General features: G+C 62.3%; 14 protein-coding genes. 4 read left to right on the forward strand and 10 right to left on the reverse strand.

Going from position 1 to position 18,040, the window contains the following annotated elements; translation table 11 throughout:
* The 3 genes from P3G66_RS08690 to eccCa form a co-directional block, all read right to left on the reverse strand.
* On the reverse strand, positions 1-306 hold the full coding sequence (locus P3G66_RS08690) for a WXG100 family type VII secretion target (RefSeq protein ID WP_003940986.1): 306 nt from the start codon (positions 304-306) through the stop codon (positions 1-3).
* A 184-nt stretch (positions 307-490) separates the two neighbouring features.
* On the reverse strand, positions 491-1,933 hold the full coding sequence (locus P3G66_RS08695; RefSeq protein ID WP_276116392.1) for a type VII secretion-associated protein: 1,443 nt from the start codon (positions 1,931-1,933) through the stop codon (positions 491-493).
* A gap of 56 nt (positions 1,934-1,989) precedes the next feature.
* On the reverse strand, positions 1,990-5,994 hold the full coding sequence (eccCa, locus tag P3G66_RS08700; protein WP_218680613.1) for a type VII secretion protein EccCa: 4,005 nt from the start codon (positions 5,992-5,994) through the stop codon (positions 1,990-1,992).
* A 235-nt stretch (positions 5,995-6,229) separates the two neighbouring features.
* On the opposite strand from eccCa, the gene eccD reads away from it, so the two are divergent.
* Complete coding sequence (gene eccD / locus P3G66_RS08705) at positions 6,230-7,696, forward strand: type VII secretion integral membrane protein EccD (protein WP_042449844.1); 1,467 nt, start codon at positions 6,230-6,232, stop codon at positions 7,694-7,696.
* Between the two features lie 14 nt (positions 7,697-7,710).
* Positions 7,711-9,123 carry a type VII secretion-associated serine protease mycosin gene (gene mycP, locus P3G66_RS08710; RefSeq protein ID WP_276116393.1) on the forward strand — a complete coding sequence of 471 codons (1,413 nt, stop codon included), beginning with the start codon at positions 7,711-7,713 and terminating at the stop codon, positions 9,121-9,123.
* Positions 9,124-9,137: 14 nt separating this feature from the next.
* Here the strand turns inward: mycP and eccB are convergent, their stop codons facing one another.
* Entirely contained in the window at positions 9,138-10,604 is a 1,467-nt protein-coding gene (gene eccB, locus P3G66_RS08715; RefSeq protein WP_276116394.1) for a type VII secretion protein EccB, read from the reverse strand.
* 97 nt (positions 10,605-10,701) lie between these two features.
* Between eccB and eccE the strand changes: the two genes are divergently transcribed.
* Entirely contained in the window at positions 10,702-12,342 is a 1,641-nt protein-coding gene (gene eccE / locus P3G66_RS08720; RefSeq protein WP_276116395.1) for a type VII secretion protein EccE, read from the forward strand.
* 16 nt (positions 12,343-12,358) lie between these two features.
* Here the strand turns inward: eccE and P3G66_RS08725 are convergent, their stop codons facing one another.
* Both P3G66_RS08725 and P3G66_RS08730 read right to left on the reverse strand, forming a co-directional pair.
* Positions 12,359-12,916, reverse strand: coding sequence for an NAD(P)H-dependent oxidoreductase (locus P3G66_RS08725; protein WP_003940967.1), 558 nt, complete (start codon positions 12,914-12,916; stop codon positions 12,359-12,361).
* A 22-nt stretch (positions 12,917-12,938) separates the two neighbouring features.
* Entirely contained in the window at positions 12,939-13,517 is a 579-nt protein-coding gene (locus tag P3G66_RS08730; protein ID WP_003940885.1) for a TetR/AcrR family transcriptional regulator, read from the reverse strand.
* Positions 13,518-13,574: 57 nt separating this feature from the next.
* On the opposite strand from P3G66_RS08730, the gene P3G66_RS08735 reads away from it, so the two are divergent.
* Positions 13,575-14,717 carry an acyl-CoA dehydrogenase family protein gene (locus P3G66_RS08735; RefSeq protein WP_276116396.1) on the forward strand — a complete coding sequence of 381 codons (1,143 nt, stop codon included), beginning with the start codon at positions 13,575-13,577 and terminating at the stop codon, positions 14,715-14,717.
* A gap of 57 nt (positions 14,718-14,774) precedes the next feature.
* On the opposite strand, the gene truA is transcribed toward P3G66_RS08735, so the two are convergent.
* From truA to rpsD, 4 genes are all read right to left on the reverse strand, one after another.
* Complete coding sequence (truA, locus tag P3G66_RS08740) at positions 14,775-15,659, reverse strand: tRNA pseudouridine(38-40) synthase TruA (protein ID WP_042922421.1); 885 nt, start codon at positions 15,657-15,659, stop codon at positions 14,775-14,777.
* A gap of 6 nt (positions 15,660-15,665) precedes the next feature.
* Positions 15,666-16,223, reverse strand: a complete 558-nt coding sequence (gene rplQ, locus P3G66_RS08745) for a 50S ribosomal protein L17 (RefSeq protein ID WP_003940748.1) — start codon at positions 16,221-16,223, stop codon at positions 15,666-15,668.
* A gap of 29 nt (positions 16,224-16,252) precedes the next feature.
* Positions 16,253-17,314, reverse strand: a complete 1,062-nt coding sequence (locus P3G66_RS08750; RefSeq protein ID WP_003941016.1) for a DNA-directed RNA polymerase subunit alpha — start codon at positions 17,312-17,314, stop codon at positions 16,253-16,255.
* A 120-nt stretch (positions 17,315-17,434) separates the two neighbouring features.
* Positions 17,435-18,040: a 30S ribosomal protein S4 gene (rpsD, locus tag P3G66_RS08755; RefSeq protein WP_003940769.1), complete on the reverse strand. Its 606-nt coding sequence runs from the start codon at positions 18,038-18,040 to the stop codon at positions 17,435-17,437.

The raw sequence follows: 18,040 nt of genomic DNA on the forward strand, positions 1-18,040 counted from the left end.
TCAGGACATGTTCACCGTCGCGCCGCGAAGCGAGCTGACGTTGTCGTCTTCGGTCGAGTCGAAGGTTCCCGCGGCCTGTTTGATCTGCTCGCAGATGTCGGTCAGAGCTGTGTCCAACTTCAGGGCCGCGCTGTTGTATCGCTCCATGATTCCTGCGTATTCGACCTGCGCCGCACCGTTCCACGAATTGTGCGAAGCGTCGGCCTCCGACCGAACAGCGTTGACCAGCCCCCTGATGTCACCGAGATGTCCGTCGATGGTCCCCGCCGAATCGATCAATTCAGCGGTAGTTGCGGTAAAGCCCATGTCGTCCCCCTGGATTCGGTGAGTACCGTTCGGTATCGGCGATCACACACAACGGGCTTTGTCCGTCGGATGTGCACCGGGGTCGAGCGGAACTCCCTGATGTGCGCTACACATACTTTGACGCGACCTTCGTGCCAACGGTTCCGGCCCGACCGAAGAATATTTTCAGAACCGACCGATCCGGTCACGGTGTGAATTCGACCGACTGCCAGATCCGCAGGCAGTCCGCTTCGAGACTGCCCCACTCACCGACCAGATACTGGCAGCCGATACTCACTTGCCGTCCGTTGTCGACGTACACGTGCCAACGCACCTCGGAGAAATCGTCCGGAAACTCGACGTACACCACTGCCTGTTTTCCTGCGGCATCGTCGAGCACAGAAAACTCTGCGAACCGCAATGGGTCCTCGAACGTCGAAAACTGCTGACGCAAAACGGCTTCGACGGAATCGAATCCCACACCTTCCGCAAGACGTTTCTCGATGACCACGATCTTGCGATCCGCGCCGGAACCGGGTACCAAATCGGTACGCCCGCTCGAGGTCCCTCGCGACAGAAGCTTCCAATCGGAAGGTACCTCTGCCGCAACGCTTCCCACGTCCACACGCGTGAGTTCCGGCGTGGCACCGGACTCGATCGACGAGATCGAAGTCTTCGGCGCAGGCGTTTCCTGATCCTTCGACGCCTCCACGATCTCGACTTCGACTTCCGCCGTGGCTGCGACCGACCCCGCCAACCGAGAATCGCCTCGATCGCGAGTGGACACCACGACCGTTGCTGTGACCGCACCGGCGACGGCGACCACCGCAAGCGCCGCCGCGAACCATCGACGGCCTCCGCGCCGCCCGCCGACACGACGCGGCGAAGAGGCATTCGAGTCCAAGGAAGGAATCGACTTCGCGCCATCCGTATCGCCTACCCACCCGGCGCCAAAAGCCGAATTGTCGACGATTCGTCCCGAACTGTCCCGCGCGGTTGTCTGGCGAACGAGCGTCTGAGGATCCACCAGAGACGCAGCCACCCGGCTCCCGTCCAGAATTCGAATGCTCGCGTGGCCGTGAACATTCGTCGACCCCCGTTCGAGCGAAGCCGCAACAGCATGAGAGCTCGGCCCGACCAACACCACAGCGTCCCGAACCGATAGATCCCCGATTGCGGAAAACAACCCCGCAACGTCTGCGATCTCCGAACTTTGTGTTCCGTCGATTCGGAGTTCACCGTCGACCTCAGCGACAACAGAAGCGACCACCGTTCCGCCTCGCAGTTCGAGGACGACACACCGCGATCGCCAAGCCGTATGAGCCGACCTCGCCGCCGCGATCGACGTCGGAACGAGTACGACGTCGTGCGCCACTCGACGTGCGGCATCGAGCAATCGCCGCCTGCGTGGGGCACCCCAATCCGAGGGATGACTGAGATGAAGAATGTCTGCGTCGACGATTCCGCACCCGTCCATCGCACTGGAGATCAGCCTGGCCACCTCCAAGACTGTCGGGACAACCCGACCATCCACGTCGACATAATCGTCGTCGATGTAATCGATCGCATTCTCGCCGGCCGCACCGGGGCCCGACGCCGGTTCGCGTCTGAGGTCTGCACTGCAACAGAATTCGCGTTGACCCGACACGACCCAGATATTCGATGCACCCCAATGTAACGAGACCGACACTGCGGACGGAGCGGTCACAGCGGTGGTATCCACGGAACTTGGACAAGTTGGGTTTGCGAGCGGGAAACGTAGACCCCACGGCCTTCCGGCATCGCCGACGCGCGGACAGTGCCAACGAGATTTCCCTCGTCACGGCTTCCGCTCATGATCAATCCGGCCGGCGCCATGTCGCGAATTCTCGCAATGACCGGCTCGTACAGTGCTCTGGCCGCACCACCCGAACGGCGGGCAATAACCAGGTGCAAACCGATGTCCTTGGAGTGCGGAATGTATTCGAGCAACGGCGCCACCGGATTTCCACTCGGTGTGGCCACAAGGTCGTAGTCGTCGATCAGTACGTAAATCTCCGGCCCACTCCACCACGACCGTTCCCGCAATTGCTGCTGCGTTGTTTCGGCGTTCGGCATTCTGGCAGCGACGATCCGAGCCAAGTCGACCATCAACTCACCGAAGGTCGTCGACGACGCCGAGTACCCGCCGAGGTGATTCCCTTCGACCACGCCCAGCAGGGAATGCCGATAGTCACCGATGATCAGCTTGGCCTGGGCCGGTGTGTTCGACGCGATGATCCCTTCGGCTATTCCACGCACGAGAGATGTCTTCCCACACGCGGTGTCGCCGAATATCAACAGGTGCGGGTGTTCCCGGAAGTCCATGTACACCGGGGCGAGGTCGGTCTCACCGAGCCCGATCGGCACGGTGAGGCACCGACCGTCGGCCGCAATCGGTGAGGGCCACCGGGTCCCGACAGCTTCGAGAAGTTCTGCCCGCGAGTAGGAATCCGGGAGCATCCGCACGGTGGGTGCCGGACGCGAATTCGACATGGCTGCAATACGTTCGACCGTCGCCACCACAGCCGTACTCGAGTTCTCACTACCCGGTAGGCCGTCGATTCGAGGTAGTCCGGTGAGAAGGTGGAGTCCGTCGCGAGTGATGCCACGACCCGGTCGACCTTCCGGCACCAGGCCGGCTTTCCGGCGACCCGCATCCGAATCTCCCGGATCACCCAAACGAAGTTCGATGCGAGTACCCAGTTGATCCTTGAGTGCCGGCCGGATCTCGGCCCACCTCGACGTCGTGACGATCACGTGTACGCCGAAGGACAAACCTTGACCGGCGAGCATGTTGATCTGGGGCTCGAGTGATTCGAAATCCGAACGAACGCTTGGCCAACCGTCGACGACGAGGAAGACGTCACCGTGCGGGTCCTCTCGGAGTCCCGCAGCCTCACCTTCCCCGGTGGGATCAGCTGTTCGCAATCTACGGAAATCGGCCATCGATTCGATGCCGAGGTCACGAAACAGTCGCTCCCGTTTAGCGACCACACCGAGTACCTCGGCAACTGTGCGCCGGACGCGGTCGGAATCCAAGCGGTTTGCCACCGATCCGACGTGCGGCAGATCTTTCAATCCGAGGAGCGTTCCACCGCCGAAGTCGAGGCAGTAGAACTGAATCTGTTCCGGCGTGTGCGTCATGCTCAGAGACAAGATCAACGTGCGCAACGCCGTCGACTTTCCCGACTGCGGGCCGCCGACAATCGCGAGGTTGCCAGTCGATCCGTTGAGATCGGCGACGAGTAGATCGCGGCGCTGATCGAACGGCCTGTCGACTATGCCGAAGGGTGCGCTCAGATTTCCGCGAGGTTGATCACCGGTCGCCCACCGCGGCAACAACTGGTCAAGCGTCGGAGATGACTCGAGCGGCGGGAGCCACACTTCATGCGCACGTGGACCGTGACCGCGCATGCGGTCTACGAGGACTCCCATGAGAGTACGTGCATCGTCACCGATTTCACCCATGTCGACGACGTCGGGCTCGACGGGAACGACAACGGCCTCTGGTCCGATCACGGGCTTCGCGGTAAACGGCAGCGGCGCCAGTTCGACGGGGGAATCGACCGAGAATCGAGTGGGCACGATCCGCTCGCCCTCGTACGGGCCTGACACGTACGCACCTTGGAAGCGAACGATCTCAGCAGAATCGGACTTCAGGTATCCCGCACCGGGTGTGCCCGGAAGGTGATAAGCATCGGGAACGCCGAGGACGGAACGAGACTCGTTCGCCGAGAACGTTTTCAACCCGACGCGATACGAAAGATGGCTGTCGAGACCCCGAAGCTTTCCTTCGTCGAGTCGCTGACTGGCCAGCAGCAGGTGAATGTGAAGTGACCTGCCCAATCGCCCGATGGCCACGAACAATTCGGCAAATTCCGGCTGCTGACTGAGCAGTTCGGAAAACTCGTCGACAACCACGAAGAGTGCCGGCAAGGGATCTAGTGCAGCGCCGGCCAGCCTCGCCTTCTCGTAATCGGACACGTTTGCGAAGTTTCCTGCCGCACGCAACAGTTCTTGTCGACGATTCATTTCGCCGGCGAGCGCGTCCTTCATACGATCGACCATCGCCAATTCCTCGGCAAGGTTGGTGATGATCGCAGCAACGTGCGGCGCCTCCTCGAGGCCGAGAAAGGTTGCACCGCCTTTGAAGTCGATCAGGACGAGGTTCAGTGCGTCGGGAGAGTGGGTCGCGATCAGGCCGAGCACCAAGGTTCGCAGGAACTCCGACTTGCCAGAACCGGTGGCTCCGATACACAGCCCGTGCGGACCCATACCGTTCTCGGCCGACTCCTTCAGATCCAGTTCGACGGGGTTTCCGTCTTGTCCGACACCGATCGGCACGCGGAGTCGGTCGCGCCCCTGACGTGGAAGCCAGCCATGCTCAGGATTGAACCTCGCAACGTTTCCTATCCCCAACATCTGGCTCCACGTCCGAAGGGATCGGTCGTCGTCAGCTGCGTCGACGGCATTCTGCGATGCCGCACGGAACGGTGCGATGCGACGCCCGAACGCCTGCGCCAGGCTCGTCGTCGCAGCGTCGGGCCTCGCAAAGTTCTCAACTCCTGCGCTGCTCACCGCGCCGATCTGATCGCTACCGACGACCAGTCGCAACCCACGCGTCGCCACCAACCGCGGGCAGAACCCGCAGAGGTCGAGGACGGTCACCGAGTCGAGCCCGGATTCGGACAACAGGCCGGTGTCACCTTCGAGTAATCCACCGTCCACGACCAGCACGAGATGCGGAACGCCCGCACTGGCTGGAGTGTTGCGAGCGAATCGAGCACGCATCGAAAGCGGTTCCCCGAGGGAACTTTCGAATTCGAGATACGAACCGAACACCATGCGTGCAGTGCCGGTGCCGTCCTGAGACTGCGGGTGTTGCACGTGTGGGAGCCACTTGACCCACTCCCACTCGGATTCGGTATCGGGACCGCACACCACCGCAACTTGGAGCGTGTCCGGACCGTGGAATGTGCACAGCTGCATCAACATCGAGCGGACAAGCGCACGAGCGGAATCTCTCTGCCCCTCGATGGACATCGCAGCAAATCCGCGAAGCGAGACGGCGGTCGGCAGGTCCTGCACAACCGAATGTGCACGGACGAATCGCCGAAGTGAGACAGCAGCGACGGGTTCGAGATCCTCGACCGGCCCGGTCTCCGGAGACACGAGTCTGGTGGCCAATCGCTGTGTACCCAGACCTACCCGAACGTGGCAGTAGTCCGAGTCGGTGATCTGACGCTCCCACATCCGCACAGTCCCGGCCAGTGTCCAGAGCAGCGACGGCTCGGGATTGCTCCACTCGAGAGCAGCACGCTGCGCACCAGACGTCGCAGCAACATCACTACGCATCTGATCCAGGTACCGGAGGTAGTCCTTGCGGTCCTCGTTCGCTTCGGACGCTCTTGCTCCACCGCTACGACCGCCCCCGGCGAGCATTCCGAGCATCGACACCATCATCATGACCGGAAACAGCAGGGACATCGGATTGCGCGCCATGCCGGAAGAGAACATCAGCGCCACCATGCCGATCATGGCAACCACCATGATCACCGGAAGTAGTTTGGTCAGTAGGTTTCCCGGCGTGACGCGAGGTATCTCCGGTGGGGCCTGAAGCGTCACCTCGCCGCCCGGTGTGCGCGGCGATTCACGTCGTGCTCGACGCGCAAATCTGACAGTGCTCAATTCACCCACCCCCATCGGTGCTGCAGCTGTTGCCGCCAGGCGCCTCGTCCGACTACCGCCGGCCCCCCAAGGCGTACTCGCGCAATTGCAAGAGAGTAGATCACAACACCGACACTCGGGTCGGTGCCACCTGTTGTCGGCGCTGTCTCCGATACAGGCGCGCAGTTCATGTCGTATTGTTCGGGTGAACTGGGGTGACGCGAAGGGGGAATCGCGTCATGGGAGGGGACAGATCTTGACCAGCACCACTACAACCAGCGCTGCGAACACCGGAAACGGACGAGGCGCGAGTCATTCTGCCGAACTGTGCAGGTTGACGGTACTTTCAGCCCATTCGCAGGTGGATCTTGCGGTGCCGCTTCGTGTTCCACTCACCGCGGTCATTCCGGGCATTGTGGACACAATTGTCAACCACAGCAATTTCAACGAGTTCGACCACACCACCGAACAATTCGAGCCCGTCGACTGGACTCTGTCGAAAGTCGGCAGGGCACCGCTGGCACCGACGCTGTCGCTGCACGAGCACGGAATCCGCGATGGAGAATTGCTCGTACTCGAGGCCTCGGACACCGCTGCCCCGCCTCCACTCTTCGACGACATCATGTACACCGTCGCGGCCACGGATGCGGACGTCTACCGACGCTGGACTCCGGTCACCGCGCGCATTGTCGGCTCGACCGCCGCCCTCGTCGCTGCGCTCGTCGCGGCCCTCGCCCTGGTCCTCGGCGACACGGGACTGATCGGCGCCGTCTGCGGCGGAGTGACGTCTTTGGTGCTCACCGTCGCCGCCGTCGTGGCGGCGCGGGTGTACGGAGACTCTGCAAGTTCCGTCACGCTCGGATGCGCTTCGGTGCCACTGGCGTTCGTCTCCGGCGCACTCTGCGTGCCCGGCACTGTTCTTTCGGCTCATCTGCTTCTCGGTTCGGCATTTGCCGCTGCGGTAACTCTGATCTGCTTCCGCTTGTGCGGCGCCGGATTAGCTGTCTTCACAGCACTTCTCGTCGTCCTTCTCGCGGCGGTGGGCACCTTTGCCGTCACTACCACGCTTCCCGAGGCGCGCACCGCGACCGTCAGCGGCGCGGTGATTGCCGCCGCATTGATCGTTCTCACGTTCACCGCTCGACTGTCGATGTTGTTCGCGCGACTACCGCTTCCCCCTGTTCCGACGCCGAGTAATCCCCTCGACGACGACCGCGACGGACTGCCCGAACCCGAACTACCCGGGCTGACCGAGTTGGCGGAAAGGGCAGGGCGGGCGCGTAGCTATCTGACCGGGCTGATCGTGGCCACGTCAGTGGTCGCGCTCGTCGCTGCCGTCGCACTCGCGTGGTCCTGGCCTGGTCAGGGGATCGTCTGGCCGAATCTTGCTCTCGCATTCGCGACGGCCGTCGTGCTGATGTTTCGCGGGCGCACCTACGCGGGCGCACAGCAGGCTGTGCCACTCATCGCGGCAGGCATCTCGGTGATTCTCGTTCTCTTGGGCGACATGGCATGGACCCATCGCGACCATGCATTGGTCGTCTTCGCCATCACGATGACCGTTCTCCTCCTGGCACTGGTTCTGGGAATCCTTGCCCCCCAGAACACATTCAGCCCCGTGATGCGACGCGCTGCCGAGCTGTTGGACCTCGCTGCGATTGCAGCAATCGTTCCGCTGATCTGCTGGGTCAGTGGCCTCTTCGCGCTCATGCGTGGCCTCTGAGCGATCGGTGATCGATGGTGATTCGACGGGCAACAAACATCTGCGCCAGTCTCGTGATCGTTGCCTTCAGCGTTCTCGCCGGGGCAGGTGGCGCATCGAGCGCGGTTCCCTCCCCCATCGATCCTGCAATGCTGCCCGAGGACGGTCCGCCTGCACCTCCACAACCCACCGAACAACGAACCCTGTGCGTCCCAGCCGTGGCAGGTGGTGACGGTGCGGACATTCCACGTTCTCAACGAGATCTGGGATTCGATTCTGTGTGGCCGATCACCAGAGGGGCGGGACAGCGAATTGCTGTCATCGACACCGGTGTCAGCAGACATCCCCGGCTGCCATCGCTCGACGGCGGCGGTGATTACGTCGGTACCTCCGACGGCACCGACGATTGTGACGCACACGGAACTGTCGTGGCCGGTCTCATCGCCGCCCAGCAAGTCGAGGGTTCCGGATTCTCCGGAGCTGCGCCTGACGCACAGATAATTTCGATCAGGCAGTCCAGTGCCGCCTTCTCGGTGGCCGGCCAACGCGAAGACCCTGCTGTAGCCGAGAACTCATCCGGGTACGGAAACGTCGACACCATGGCATCGGCCGTCCGTCACGCTGCGGACATGGGTGCAAGCGTCATCAACATCTCCGAAGTCGCCTGCAAGCCTGCCGGGGACGGGATCAGCGACCAACGACTCGGCGCTGCAATCGAATACGCCACGATCGCGAAGAACGTCGTAGTCGTCGCAGCTGCAGGGAACGTCGGATCCGGAGGTTGCAAGAACCAGAATCCGCCGCCGGATCCCCTCAATCCCCTAGCCGATCCATGGAACTCGGTTGCGACGATTGCCAGTCCGGCTTGGTACGACGACTATGTCCTCACGGTCGGCTCGGTAGACCCCAATGGCGCCGCCAGTTCCTTCAGCCTCGGCGGTCCGTGGGTCGACGTGGCGGCGCCCGGCACCGGAATCACCTCACTTCACCCGACGTCGCCCGGTCTGACCATCGGGGTGTACGGCTCCGACGGCGCCGTACAGTCGTTCAACGGGACCAGTTTCGCTGTGCCCTTTGTCGCGGCGACCGCCGCACTGGTCCGGTCGGTTCACCCGGAACTGACTGCGCTTCAGGTCATGCAACGTATCGAAGCCACCGCCCACGCTCCGGCGCAGGGTTGGAATCCCTACGTCGGTCACGGCGTCATCGATCCACTTGCGGCAGTGACGGGCGAATTGGCCCCAGGAGAACGCGTCAAGGTCAACCATCAGTCGGTGTCGATCGATCCCCTACCCACGCCGCCGACCCCCGACAACCGATCTCGCGACACGGCACTCGTCGGAGCCGGAACGGTCGGCACCCTCGCCCTACTGACGCTGTTGGCATCGATGCCTCTTCGTCGAGTAATTCGTCGACATCTTCCCGAACGCCAGAACATCGATCCCTGAACCGTCAGCAGTGTTCAGTTCACCGGAGCGGCCGGCGCTGTATCGGGGGCGATTCCGTCGTGAGCTATCAGTGCATTGCTCTTCTCGAGCGCGGGACCTGATGCAAGTAGGTCGAGCATCTGCCAAGGCGCGCGATCAGGCGTTCGCGTCAATCCGAGCGCGCGAGCGGATATTTCGTCCGGTACACCGTACTTCACACCGGTATCGGCTACGTAGAACACTCCGTCGTGCCTGGTGCTGTTCGTCTCGATTCCGGTCGCTTGAACAAATCCGCCGAATCCCTGTTCGACATGGACGTTGTCGAGATTGTCACCCGATCCGTCCGCCTGCGCCAAGGACACCAACTTGCCACCCTCCGGGATCGGAACCTGCAATCCAGCGACAAGTTTCAGCGTTGCAGAACTACTTTCGGCGCCCTCGACTGCAGGTGAGGGAGCCCATTCCAGACAGCCGACAGGTGCGCCGTGATCATCGACGATCTCCGGAACCACCCTCGGCAACAAGTCGACGGCCAGCTCACTCACCGAGGGAATACGACTGATGGCATCAGGGGTGACGCTCGCGATCCCGGTGGCGCCCTGCGAATCCGAGAAGTAGATCAGTTGGGCGAGCGCCGCACCGATCTTCTGGATCCCGTTCTCGAGTACCACGTAGTACTGCGGGTCCGCACCCACCGAAACCTGGACGACGGAGCCGACAGTCTTGTTCTGCAGAGGAAACCGGGGCGCCGATCCCAGTTGGCGGATTCGCGGAGCCTCGATGCGCGGAACTTCGGGAATCGAATTGAGGAATCCGATACTGATCGGTCGCGCCTGTGCTCCTTCCAGGCCCAAAGCCCGCATGATCGCCGGATCGTCCACATCGATTTCCGCTCGCTTCCCGTCGTACACGAGAAAGTGATCGGAACCCGACTTCACCAGGAATGCACGGTCATTCGTAAGATATGTCGTGTTTTCGCCGACATTGGACGAGCCGACCAGGACCGAAGTCGTCAACGATTTTCTCCCGTCGGATCCGACGGAATCGCACACCGTCCACGCGGCGTTGGTAGGGTCGGCCGATTCCGGCAGCGCGGACGGTGCGCCGGGAATGCCGACGAGCGCGCCCCGGGGTTTCGCCTCGACCTCGGATGCCTTGACTATTGCCGGTTTTCCTGGCGAACCCAAAATCAGTCGTGCGGAGGCCAAGTTCAGCACAGGGCGAAACGTACCCTCCATGGCGACGAACATCGCGCCCGATTCCTTTGCAACGACGATCTCTGCATCGCCGATTCTGTCCTGTGGCCGAAACAGAGCGAGTACAGCGCAACCCGCCAATCCCAGTGCAGCGAGGACTATTCCGACGGTGAAGGCGCGCGACTGTGATCGCATCGGATCGTGAAGCATCCGCACGTCTCGTCTGACCAGCGCATGTTCCATCCGCCTGACCAAGAATCGGTACCCGTTGACCTGCCAGCGCGTGGTAGGTGTCGCAGCCATCATTCCCCCCGTGCCTTACATCCCCTTGCGAAGACACAGTACAGTTCCGCTGGGGCGGAAATTTTCGGGTAGTTCGCAGGTCAGGTATCGGGGAGGAACCGTGGACCGATCGCGGTTGAAGCATTGGCCGTCGTCACACAGGATTTCGACGCGCGAGTTCGTGCCGGCACAGATTTTCGGAATCGGTGCGGGCGGAATCGCGATGGCCAGTGGGCTCGATTGGTTCTGGGCGCTGGCAATCGGTTGTGTGGTTGCCGGATCAATGCTGCTTCATGTGGGCGGTTGGTCGGTAATGTCCTGGATTGTCAGGTACTTTCGCTATCTGCACCGCAAAGACGTCGACCGCAGCACGATCGTCAGTTTTCACACTCCCTCCGAGCAGTCCATCGGGCTCCGAGTGGACGGATCTTCGCTCGTCGCTGTCGTCGAGATCGCTCCCCCACGCGACTACCTGACCAGGATCGGCCGTCATTCGTTCGACGCTTCCCACCTTCTGCCCACGGCAGCCCTCGCCAATTGTCTCTATCAGCACGACATCTCACTCACCGGCATCGACATCGTCAGTCACGGATACCGCGCCGCGTCGGGAACGCCTGCCACCGAAGTCTACGAACGTCTCATCGGACCACTACCAGCCACCGCCACCAGAAGTGTTTGGCTTGCACTACGTTTCGACGCGCTGGAGGGTGGTGCAGCAGTCGAACGCCGGGGCGGGGGCGAACAGGGCGCCGGCCGGTCGATAGCTGTTGCCGCCAATCGTGTCATCCGGGTGCTCGATTCAGCGGGGTGCAAGGCGCGCATCCTGACCGCACCGGAGATCGCGTCGTCCACTGCCCAGGTGACAAGAGGAGTGGCCGGCCACGAGGTCACCGAAACGTGGCGAAGTACCCCCTTACCTGGCGTGTCCAACGTCGGATTTGGGATCGAACCCCGTTTCATCACCACTGCGACCCTGACCCGAGTGTGGGCAGTGGCAACGGTCGGGACGTCCGTGACAATTCGGTTACGACCCACCGGACAACGCGGAGAGGCGAAGGTCAGTGCGACATGTCGCTTCACCACGCGCAATCCACCTGAGAACGCACCGCTGGCCGGTTTGGTCTCGCTACGTGGGCGCCAGCGCGACGGATTGCTGACCAACTTGCCAACCGCATTGGCCGCGCTGGACGGCATCACGCCGGGCGTTCGCATGGACGGGGGCACACTCGACTCACTCGCTCTACCCCTTGCCGGGTGCGGCCAACTCATCGGCTCGGACCGAAACGGGCACGGTGTCACGGCCAGAATTTCGGGGCCGGGCGTCAACACCGTTCTTGTCGCCGGCGAACTCTATCTGGCTCAGCAGTTGATCTTTCGAGCCATCGCGACCGGCGCACTGGTACTCGTCCACACCGATCGACCGCAAGCGTGGACCGCGCTCACCGACTCGATGGGAGTGCCTGACCGACTCCGCGTGTCCGGGCAGGGCGGTGGGCCTGAGGGCGCCTTCAACACTGTCGTATTCGACGGCGTCGAGGGGTTATCTCCGCGTGCCGGCGTGACCGCAATCTATGTGTACGGACATCCACGCCAATGGCCTCGGATCGACCCTGAAATCTCGATAGTCCAGCCATTCGCACTCGGTGACAAGATCACGGTCGAAACCGGCCGTACACGCGTCGACCTGACTCTGGTGACCATCGCTTCCGAGACATCGTTCATCGGCCGTCCACGAGCCGGCGACGCTCACCAGATGGCGTGATCACGTATGTCCAAGATCAGCCGGGATAGGGATCACTTGCACGTTGCATCCGCAATCCGCTTCCCCACCAATCCAATTCACGAATCATCTTCTCGCTTGCATCGATCGCAATCGAATCGACGCCGTACGGCTCGTGTCCGAATTGCTTACGCACCCGGTGGATGGTCACGCTTTGACGCACCGAGACCATGTGCAACTCCGCCACCACTTGCCTCAGTTGCTCGACGGCCCGAACACCACCTGAAATCCCGCCGTAGGACACGAATCCGATCGGCTTGGCACGCCACTCGTGTTTCACCGAATCGAATGCGGTCTTGAGAGCAGCCGGATACCCGTGGTTGTATTCGGAGGTCACGGCGACAACAGCGTCGGCGCGCCCGATTCGCCGGCGGAAAACCTCCGTGGCAGGTGAATCCGAGAAATCCTGGGGCAACGACAGCTCTCTGAGGTCGATCACCGATACGTTCCACGACGGGTTCGCGGTTGCGCGCTCGACAAACCAGTCCGCCACTGCTCGTCCCATTCGCCCCTCGCGGACCGAACCTACGATGACTTCGACGTTCAAAGGTGCCATGAACGTCGATGCTAGCGACTGATCACGCAGTGATCCCGTCCGTGATGAGTGCTGCCAGTTCCCGATAAGCGCTGGCATCGTCCAGACCAGTTGCCCGGTAGACCGCGCGTTGCTGGATCCGAACCATCGTCGCCGCAGCGGCATCGGCGACAAATGATGCGTGTACCTGCCGGAATGCGCCCGAATCGACTCCCTCGACGATGAGCGATCGCACACGATCAGCAGCGATCGACGTGTTCTTCTCGTAGACCTGGCTCGCCGACACCGATTCGGCCAGGTCTTCCATGAACTGACTGGACGCCGCGGACAGCCGATCACCCACTGCTTCGAGATACACCGCGACTCGACGAGTCGGGGCCGTTTCGGCGGCGACTGCACTCTCCACTGCATCGGTCGCCGCCCGGAAGAAGTGCACTGTCACCGCCCGCACCAGATCCTCTTTGCCGGCCGCCACGGTGTACAAGGTGCTCTTGGAGCAGTGCAGACGAGCTGAGATCTCGTCGAGCGTGAGGTGGGCGAAACCCTCGCTCAAGAACAGTTCGACCAGTTGATCGAACAACTCTGCCCTGCGCGCAGTCGTCTTGTGAACCAGCCTTGCCATACCTACAACAGTACTGCAGTATCGTTCTCAGTACTATTGCCTAGCTAGGAGCCGACCGTGCCCGTCGAACGCCTGATGCCCAGCCAAGAAGCTCGCGATCTCATCGAACTGACGCGGGATGTCGCGGACACGGTACTCGCGCCCAAGGTCAACGAATACGAGAAGGCCGAGAAGTATCCAGACGGAGTGTTCCCCGCACTCGGACAGGCGGGTCTGCTGAGCCTTCCGTATCCCGAGGAGTTCGGCGGCGGCGATCAGCCGTACGAGGTGTATCTCCAAGTGCTCGAAGAGATCGCCTCACGCTGGGCAGCGGTTGCCGTGGCGGTGAGCGTGCACAGCCTGTCGTGCTTCCCGCTGTTCACCTTCGGCACCGACGAACAGAAGAACCGCTGGCTACCGGACATGCTGGGCGGCAACACCATCGGCGCGTACAGCCTTTCCGAAGCGCAGGCCGGATCCGACGCCGCCGCGTTGTCGTGCAAGGCGACGCCCACCGACGGTGGCTACCGCGTCAACGGTTCGAAAGCCTGGATCACCAACGGCGGCAAGGCGGACTTCTACAACCTCTTCGCACGCACCAGTGACGACGGTTCACGCGGCGTCTCCTGCCTCCTGGTGGACAAGGACACCGAAGGCCTCAGCTTCGGAAAACCCGAAGAGAAGATGGGGCTACGCGCGGTTCCCACTGCCTCCGCGAACTACGACGACGCCTTCATTTCTGAGGAGCGATTGATCGGTCAGCGCGGCCAGGGGCTGCCGATTGCCTTCAGCGCTCTCGACTCCGGCCGACTCGGAATCGCTGCCGTTGCCGTCGGAATCGCTCAAGGCGCGCTCGACGACGCGGTCGCTTACGCGAAGGAGCGCAAGGCATTCGGCAAGCGGATCATCGATCACCAGGGACTCGGTTTCGTGCTCGCGGACATGGCTGCCGCAGTCGACTCCGCGCGAGCCACCTACCTCGATGCAGCCCGCCGCCGCGACGCCGGAGTTCCGTATTCACGCAACGCGAGCGTCGCCAAGCTCGTGGCCACCGACGCGGCAATGAAGGTCACCACCGACGCCGTTCAGGTATTCGGTGGGTACGGATACACCCAGGACTTCCCCGTCGAGCGCTACATGCGCGAGGCCAAGATCACGCAGATCTTCGAGGGCACCAACCAGATTCAGCGATTGGTCATCGCGCGCCAACTGGCGGGATAGCCCCCCGATACGAATGCCCTCCCACACAGAGTGGGAGGGCATTTTGCATGGTGATGTTCAGTCGCCGCAGCATCCACCCGAAGACGGAATCTCGCGGGTCTCACGGGTAATCGCGTTGCGGGCAGCCAATTCCGAGTAGTCGGGGTAGTCCACGCGGACCAACGAAAGTCCGTGCGCCGGAGCAACGAGGATGGAACTGGATCGCGACGTTTCGTCGAGCAACCCTGCCACCCAGTCGGCGGTGCGCCGTCCCTCACCGACGGAGAGGACTGCGCCGACGAGACTGCGAACCATCGACCAGCAGAATGCGTCAGCATTCACGTAGGCCGTGAACACCGTGCCCACTTGGGTCCAGTCGAAACGCTGCAGCTCCCGCACCGTCGTAGCGCCTTCTCGACGCTTGCAGAATGCCGCGAAGTTGTGCAGACCCAGCAGCCGATTCGACGCATCCTGCATCGCTCCGAGATCGAGTGGTTTGGGATACGAGACGGTGTCGCGTGCGCGTAGTGGTTCCACTCCGAACGCCGCGTTGGTCACCCGGTACTCGTAATAACGTCGCATCGCGGAGAAGCGCGCATCGAAGTCACCCGGAACCACCGATATCTGTTTGACCCGAACGTCCTTGGGCAGAAATCGTGCAAGTCTGCGCACGAGTCGCGACGGATCGTCCGGGAGCAACTCTCCCGGAACATCGACGTGCGCTACCTGACCGGTGGCGTGGACACCGGCGTCGGTTCGACCGGCAACGGTCAACTGAACCGGGTGTCGAAGCACCGTTCCCAACTTGTCTTCGATCTCACCGCACACGGTGCGCAGATCGGTCTGGCGGGCCCAACCCGAGAAGTCGGTGCCGTCGTAGGAGATGTCGAGCCGCAATCGAACGAGCCCGCCGTCCCCGATGGGGGCGGCGGGCTCGTTCGATTCAGCGTGTGCCGAAACCAAGGGAGACTAGTCCTTCTTGGCCTCTTCGGCCTCGGGAGCGTCGGCCGCAGTTGCGGTCTCGTTCTCGATGGCCTCGACGACTGCGTCAGCGTTCTCGACCTCAGCCTCGGTCGCGTCGGCCTCTACGGCCTCGACGACGTTCTCTGCGGCGGGAGCTTCCTGCGAGGACTTGACGCGACGAGCGCGGTCAGCCTCGGAGGTGACGGTCTTTTCCTTGACGAGCTCGATGATTGCCATCGGAGCGTTATCACCCTTGCGGGGGATCGTCTTGATGATGCGGGTGTATCCACCGTTACGGTCCGCGTAGAACGGGCCGATCTCGGCGAACAGGGTGTGAACGACATCCTTGTTGCGGATGACCTTCAGCACCTCACGACGGTGAGCCAGCGTGCCGGCCTTTGCGTGCGTGACGAGCTTCTCGGCGTAGGGGCGCAATGCCTTGGCCTTGGACTCGGTGGTGGTGATGCGACCGTGCTCGAAGAGCGCGGTAGCCAGATTGGCGAAAATCGCCTTCTGGTGGGAAGCCGACCCGCCGAAGCGGGCACCCTTCTTGGGCTTGGGCATGATGATCTCCTAGTAAAGGACCTGAGCTGCTACAGCTGTTCGGTCTCGGCGTAGTCCTCGGTACCTTCGGCATCGCCGAAGGAACCGGCATCAGTGTCACTCCACGTTCCGGTGGCGGCGTCGTAGCCGGCAACGGTGGTGGGATCGAAGGATGCGGGGCTGTCCTTGAGGGACAGGCCGAGCGAATGCAGCTTGACCTTGACCTCGTCGATGGACTTCTGTCCGAAGTTGCGGATGTCGAGCAGATCGGACTCGGTACGGCCGACAAGCTCACCGACGGTGTGAACACCTTCGCGCTTGAGGCAGTTGTAGGAGCGGACCGTGAGGTCCAGATCCTCGATGGGGAGTCCGAAGGAAGCGATGTGATCGGCCTCGGCAGGCGAGGGTCCGATCTCGATTCCTTCTGCTTCGACGTTCAGCTCACGGGCCAGGCCGAAGAGCTCAACCAGGGTCTTGCCCGCCGAAGCGAGCGCGTCCCGTGCGGTGATGGAGTTCTTCGTTTCCACGTCGAGAACGAGCCGATCGAAGTCGGTGCGCTGTTCGACGCGAGTGGCCTCCACCTTGTAGGTGACCTTGAGCACCGGCGAGTAGATCGAGTCGACCGGGATACGGCCGATCTCTGCGCCGGACGCCTTGTTCTGAACGGCGGGGACATAGCCACGACCGCGCTCGACTACGAGCTCGATCTCCAGCTTTCCCTTGTCGTTCAGGGTGGCGATGTGCAGATCAGGGTTGTTCACGGTGACGCCTGCCGGGGGCACGATGTCGCCCGCAGTAACAGCGCCGGGGCCCTGCTTGCGGACGTACATGGTGACCGGCTCGTCCTCTTCGGAGTTCACGACGAGGCCCTTGAGGTTCAGGATGATGTCGGTGACATCTTCCTTCACGCCCGGGACGGTGGTGAACTCGTGGAGAACGCCGTCGATACGGATGCTGGTGACAGCAGCGCCGGGGATCGACGAGAGCAGCGTGCGGCGCAGCGAATTGCCGAGCGTGTACCCGAAACCTGGCTCCAGGGGCTCGATGACGAACTTCGAGCGGTTATCAGCGATGACCTCTTCGGTCAGCGTGGGTCGCTGAGAAATGAGCATTGGTATTTCCTCCTGTACGGACGTCCACTATTTGACGCCCACGATGGGAAAGGGCCTGCGGCCCTGTGAGTGGTTGAGGAGTCCGGAGACTCCTCAACCACTCACGGGGTGCGAAGCGCCTTACTTCGAGTAGTACTCGACGATGAGCTGTTCCTGCAGAGCGATGTCGATCTGCGCGCGCTCGGGAAGCTGGTGAACCAGGATCCGCAGACGCGAGCCGACAACCTGCAGCCACCCGGGAACCGGGCGATCGCCGACGGTCTCACGCGCAACCTGGAACGGAAGCGTGGAGAGCGACTTCTCCTTGACATCGATGATGTCGTACTGCGAGACGCGGTAGCTCGGGATGTCGACCTTCTTGTTGTTCACGAGAAGGTGACCGTGCGTGACCAGCTGACGTGCCTGACGGCGCGTGCGAGCGAGGCCTGCGCGGTACACGACGTTGTCGAGACGCGACTCGAGGATGCGAAGCAGGTTCTCGCCGGTCTTGCCGGGGCGGTTGTTCGCCTCCTTGTAGTACAGGCGGAACTGCTTCTCCATGACGCCGTAGGTGAAGCGAGCCTTCTGCTTCTCCTGCAGCTGGAGCAGGTACTCGCTCTCCTTGATACGCGCGCGGCCGTGCTGTCCGGGCGGGTACGGGCGACGCTCGAATGCCTGGTCGCCTCCAACGAGGTCGACGCGCAGACGACGCGACTTGCGGGTGATGGGTCCGGTATAACGTGCCAT

Origin of the sequence: Rhodococcus sp. C3V, assembly GCF_029269915.1 — a bacterium.
GTDB classification, from domain to species: Bacteria; Actinomycetota; Actinomycetes; order Mycobacteriales; family Mycobacteriaceae; genus Rhodococcus_F; species Rhodococcus_F qingshengii.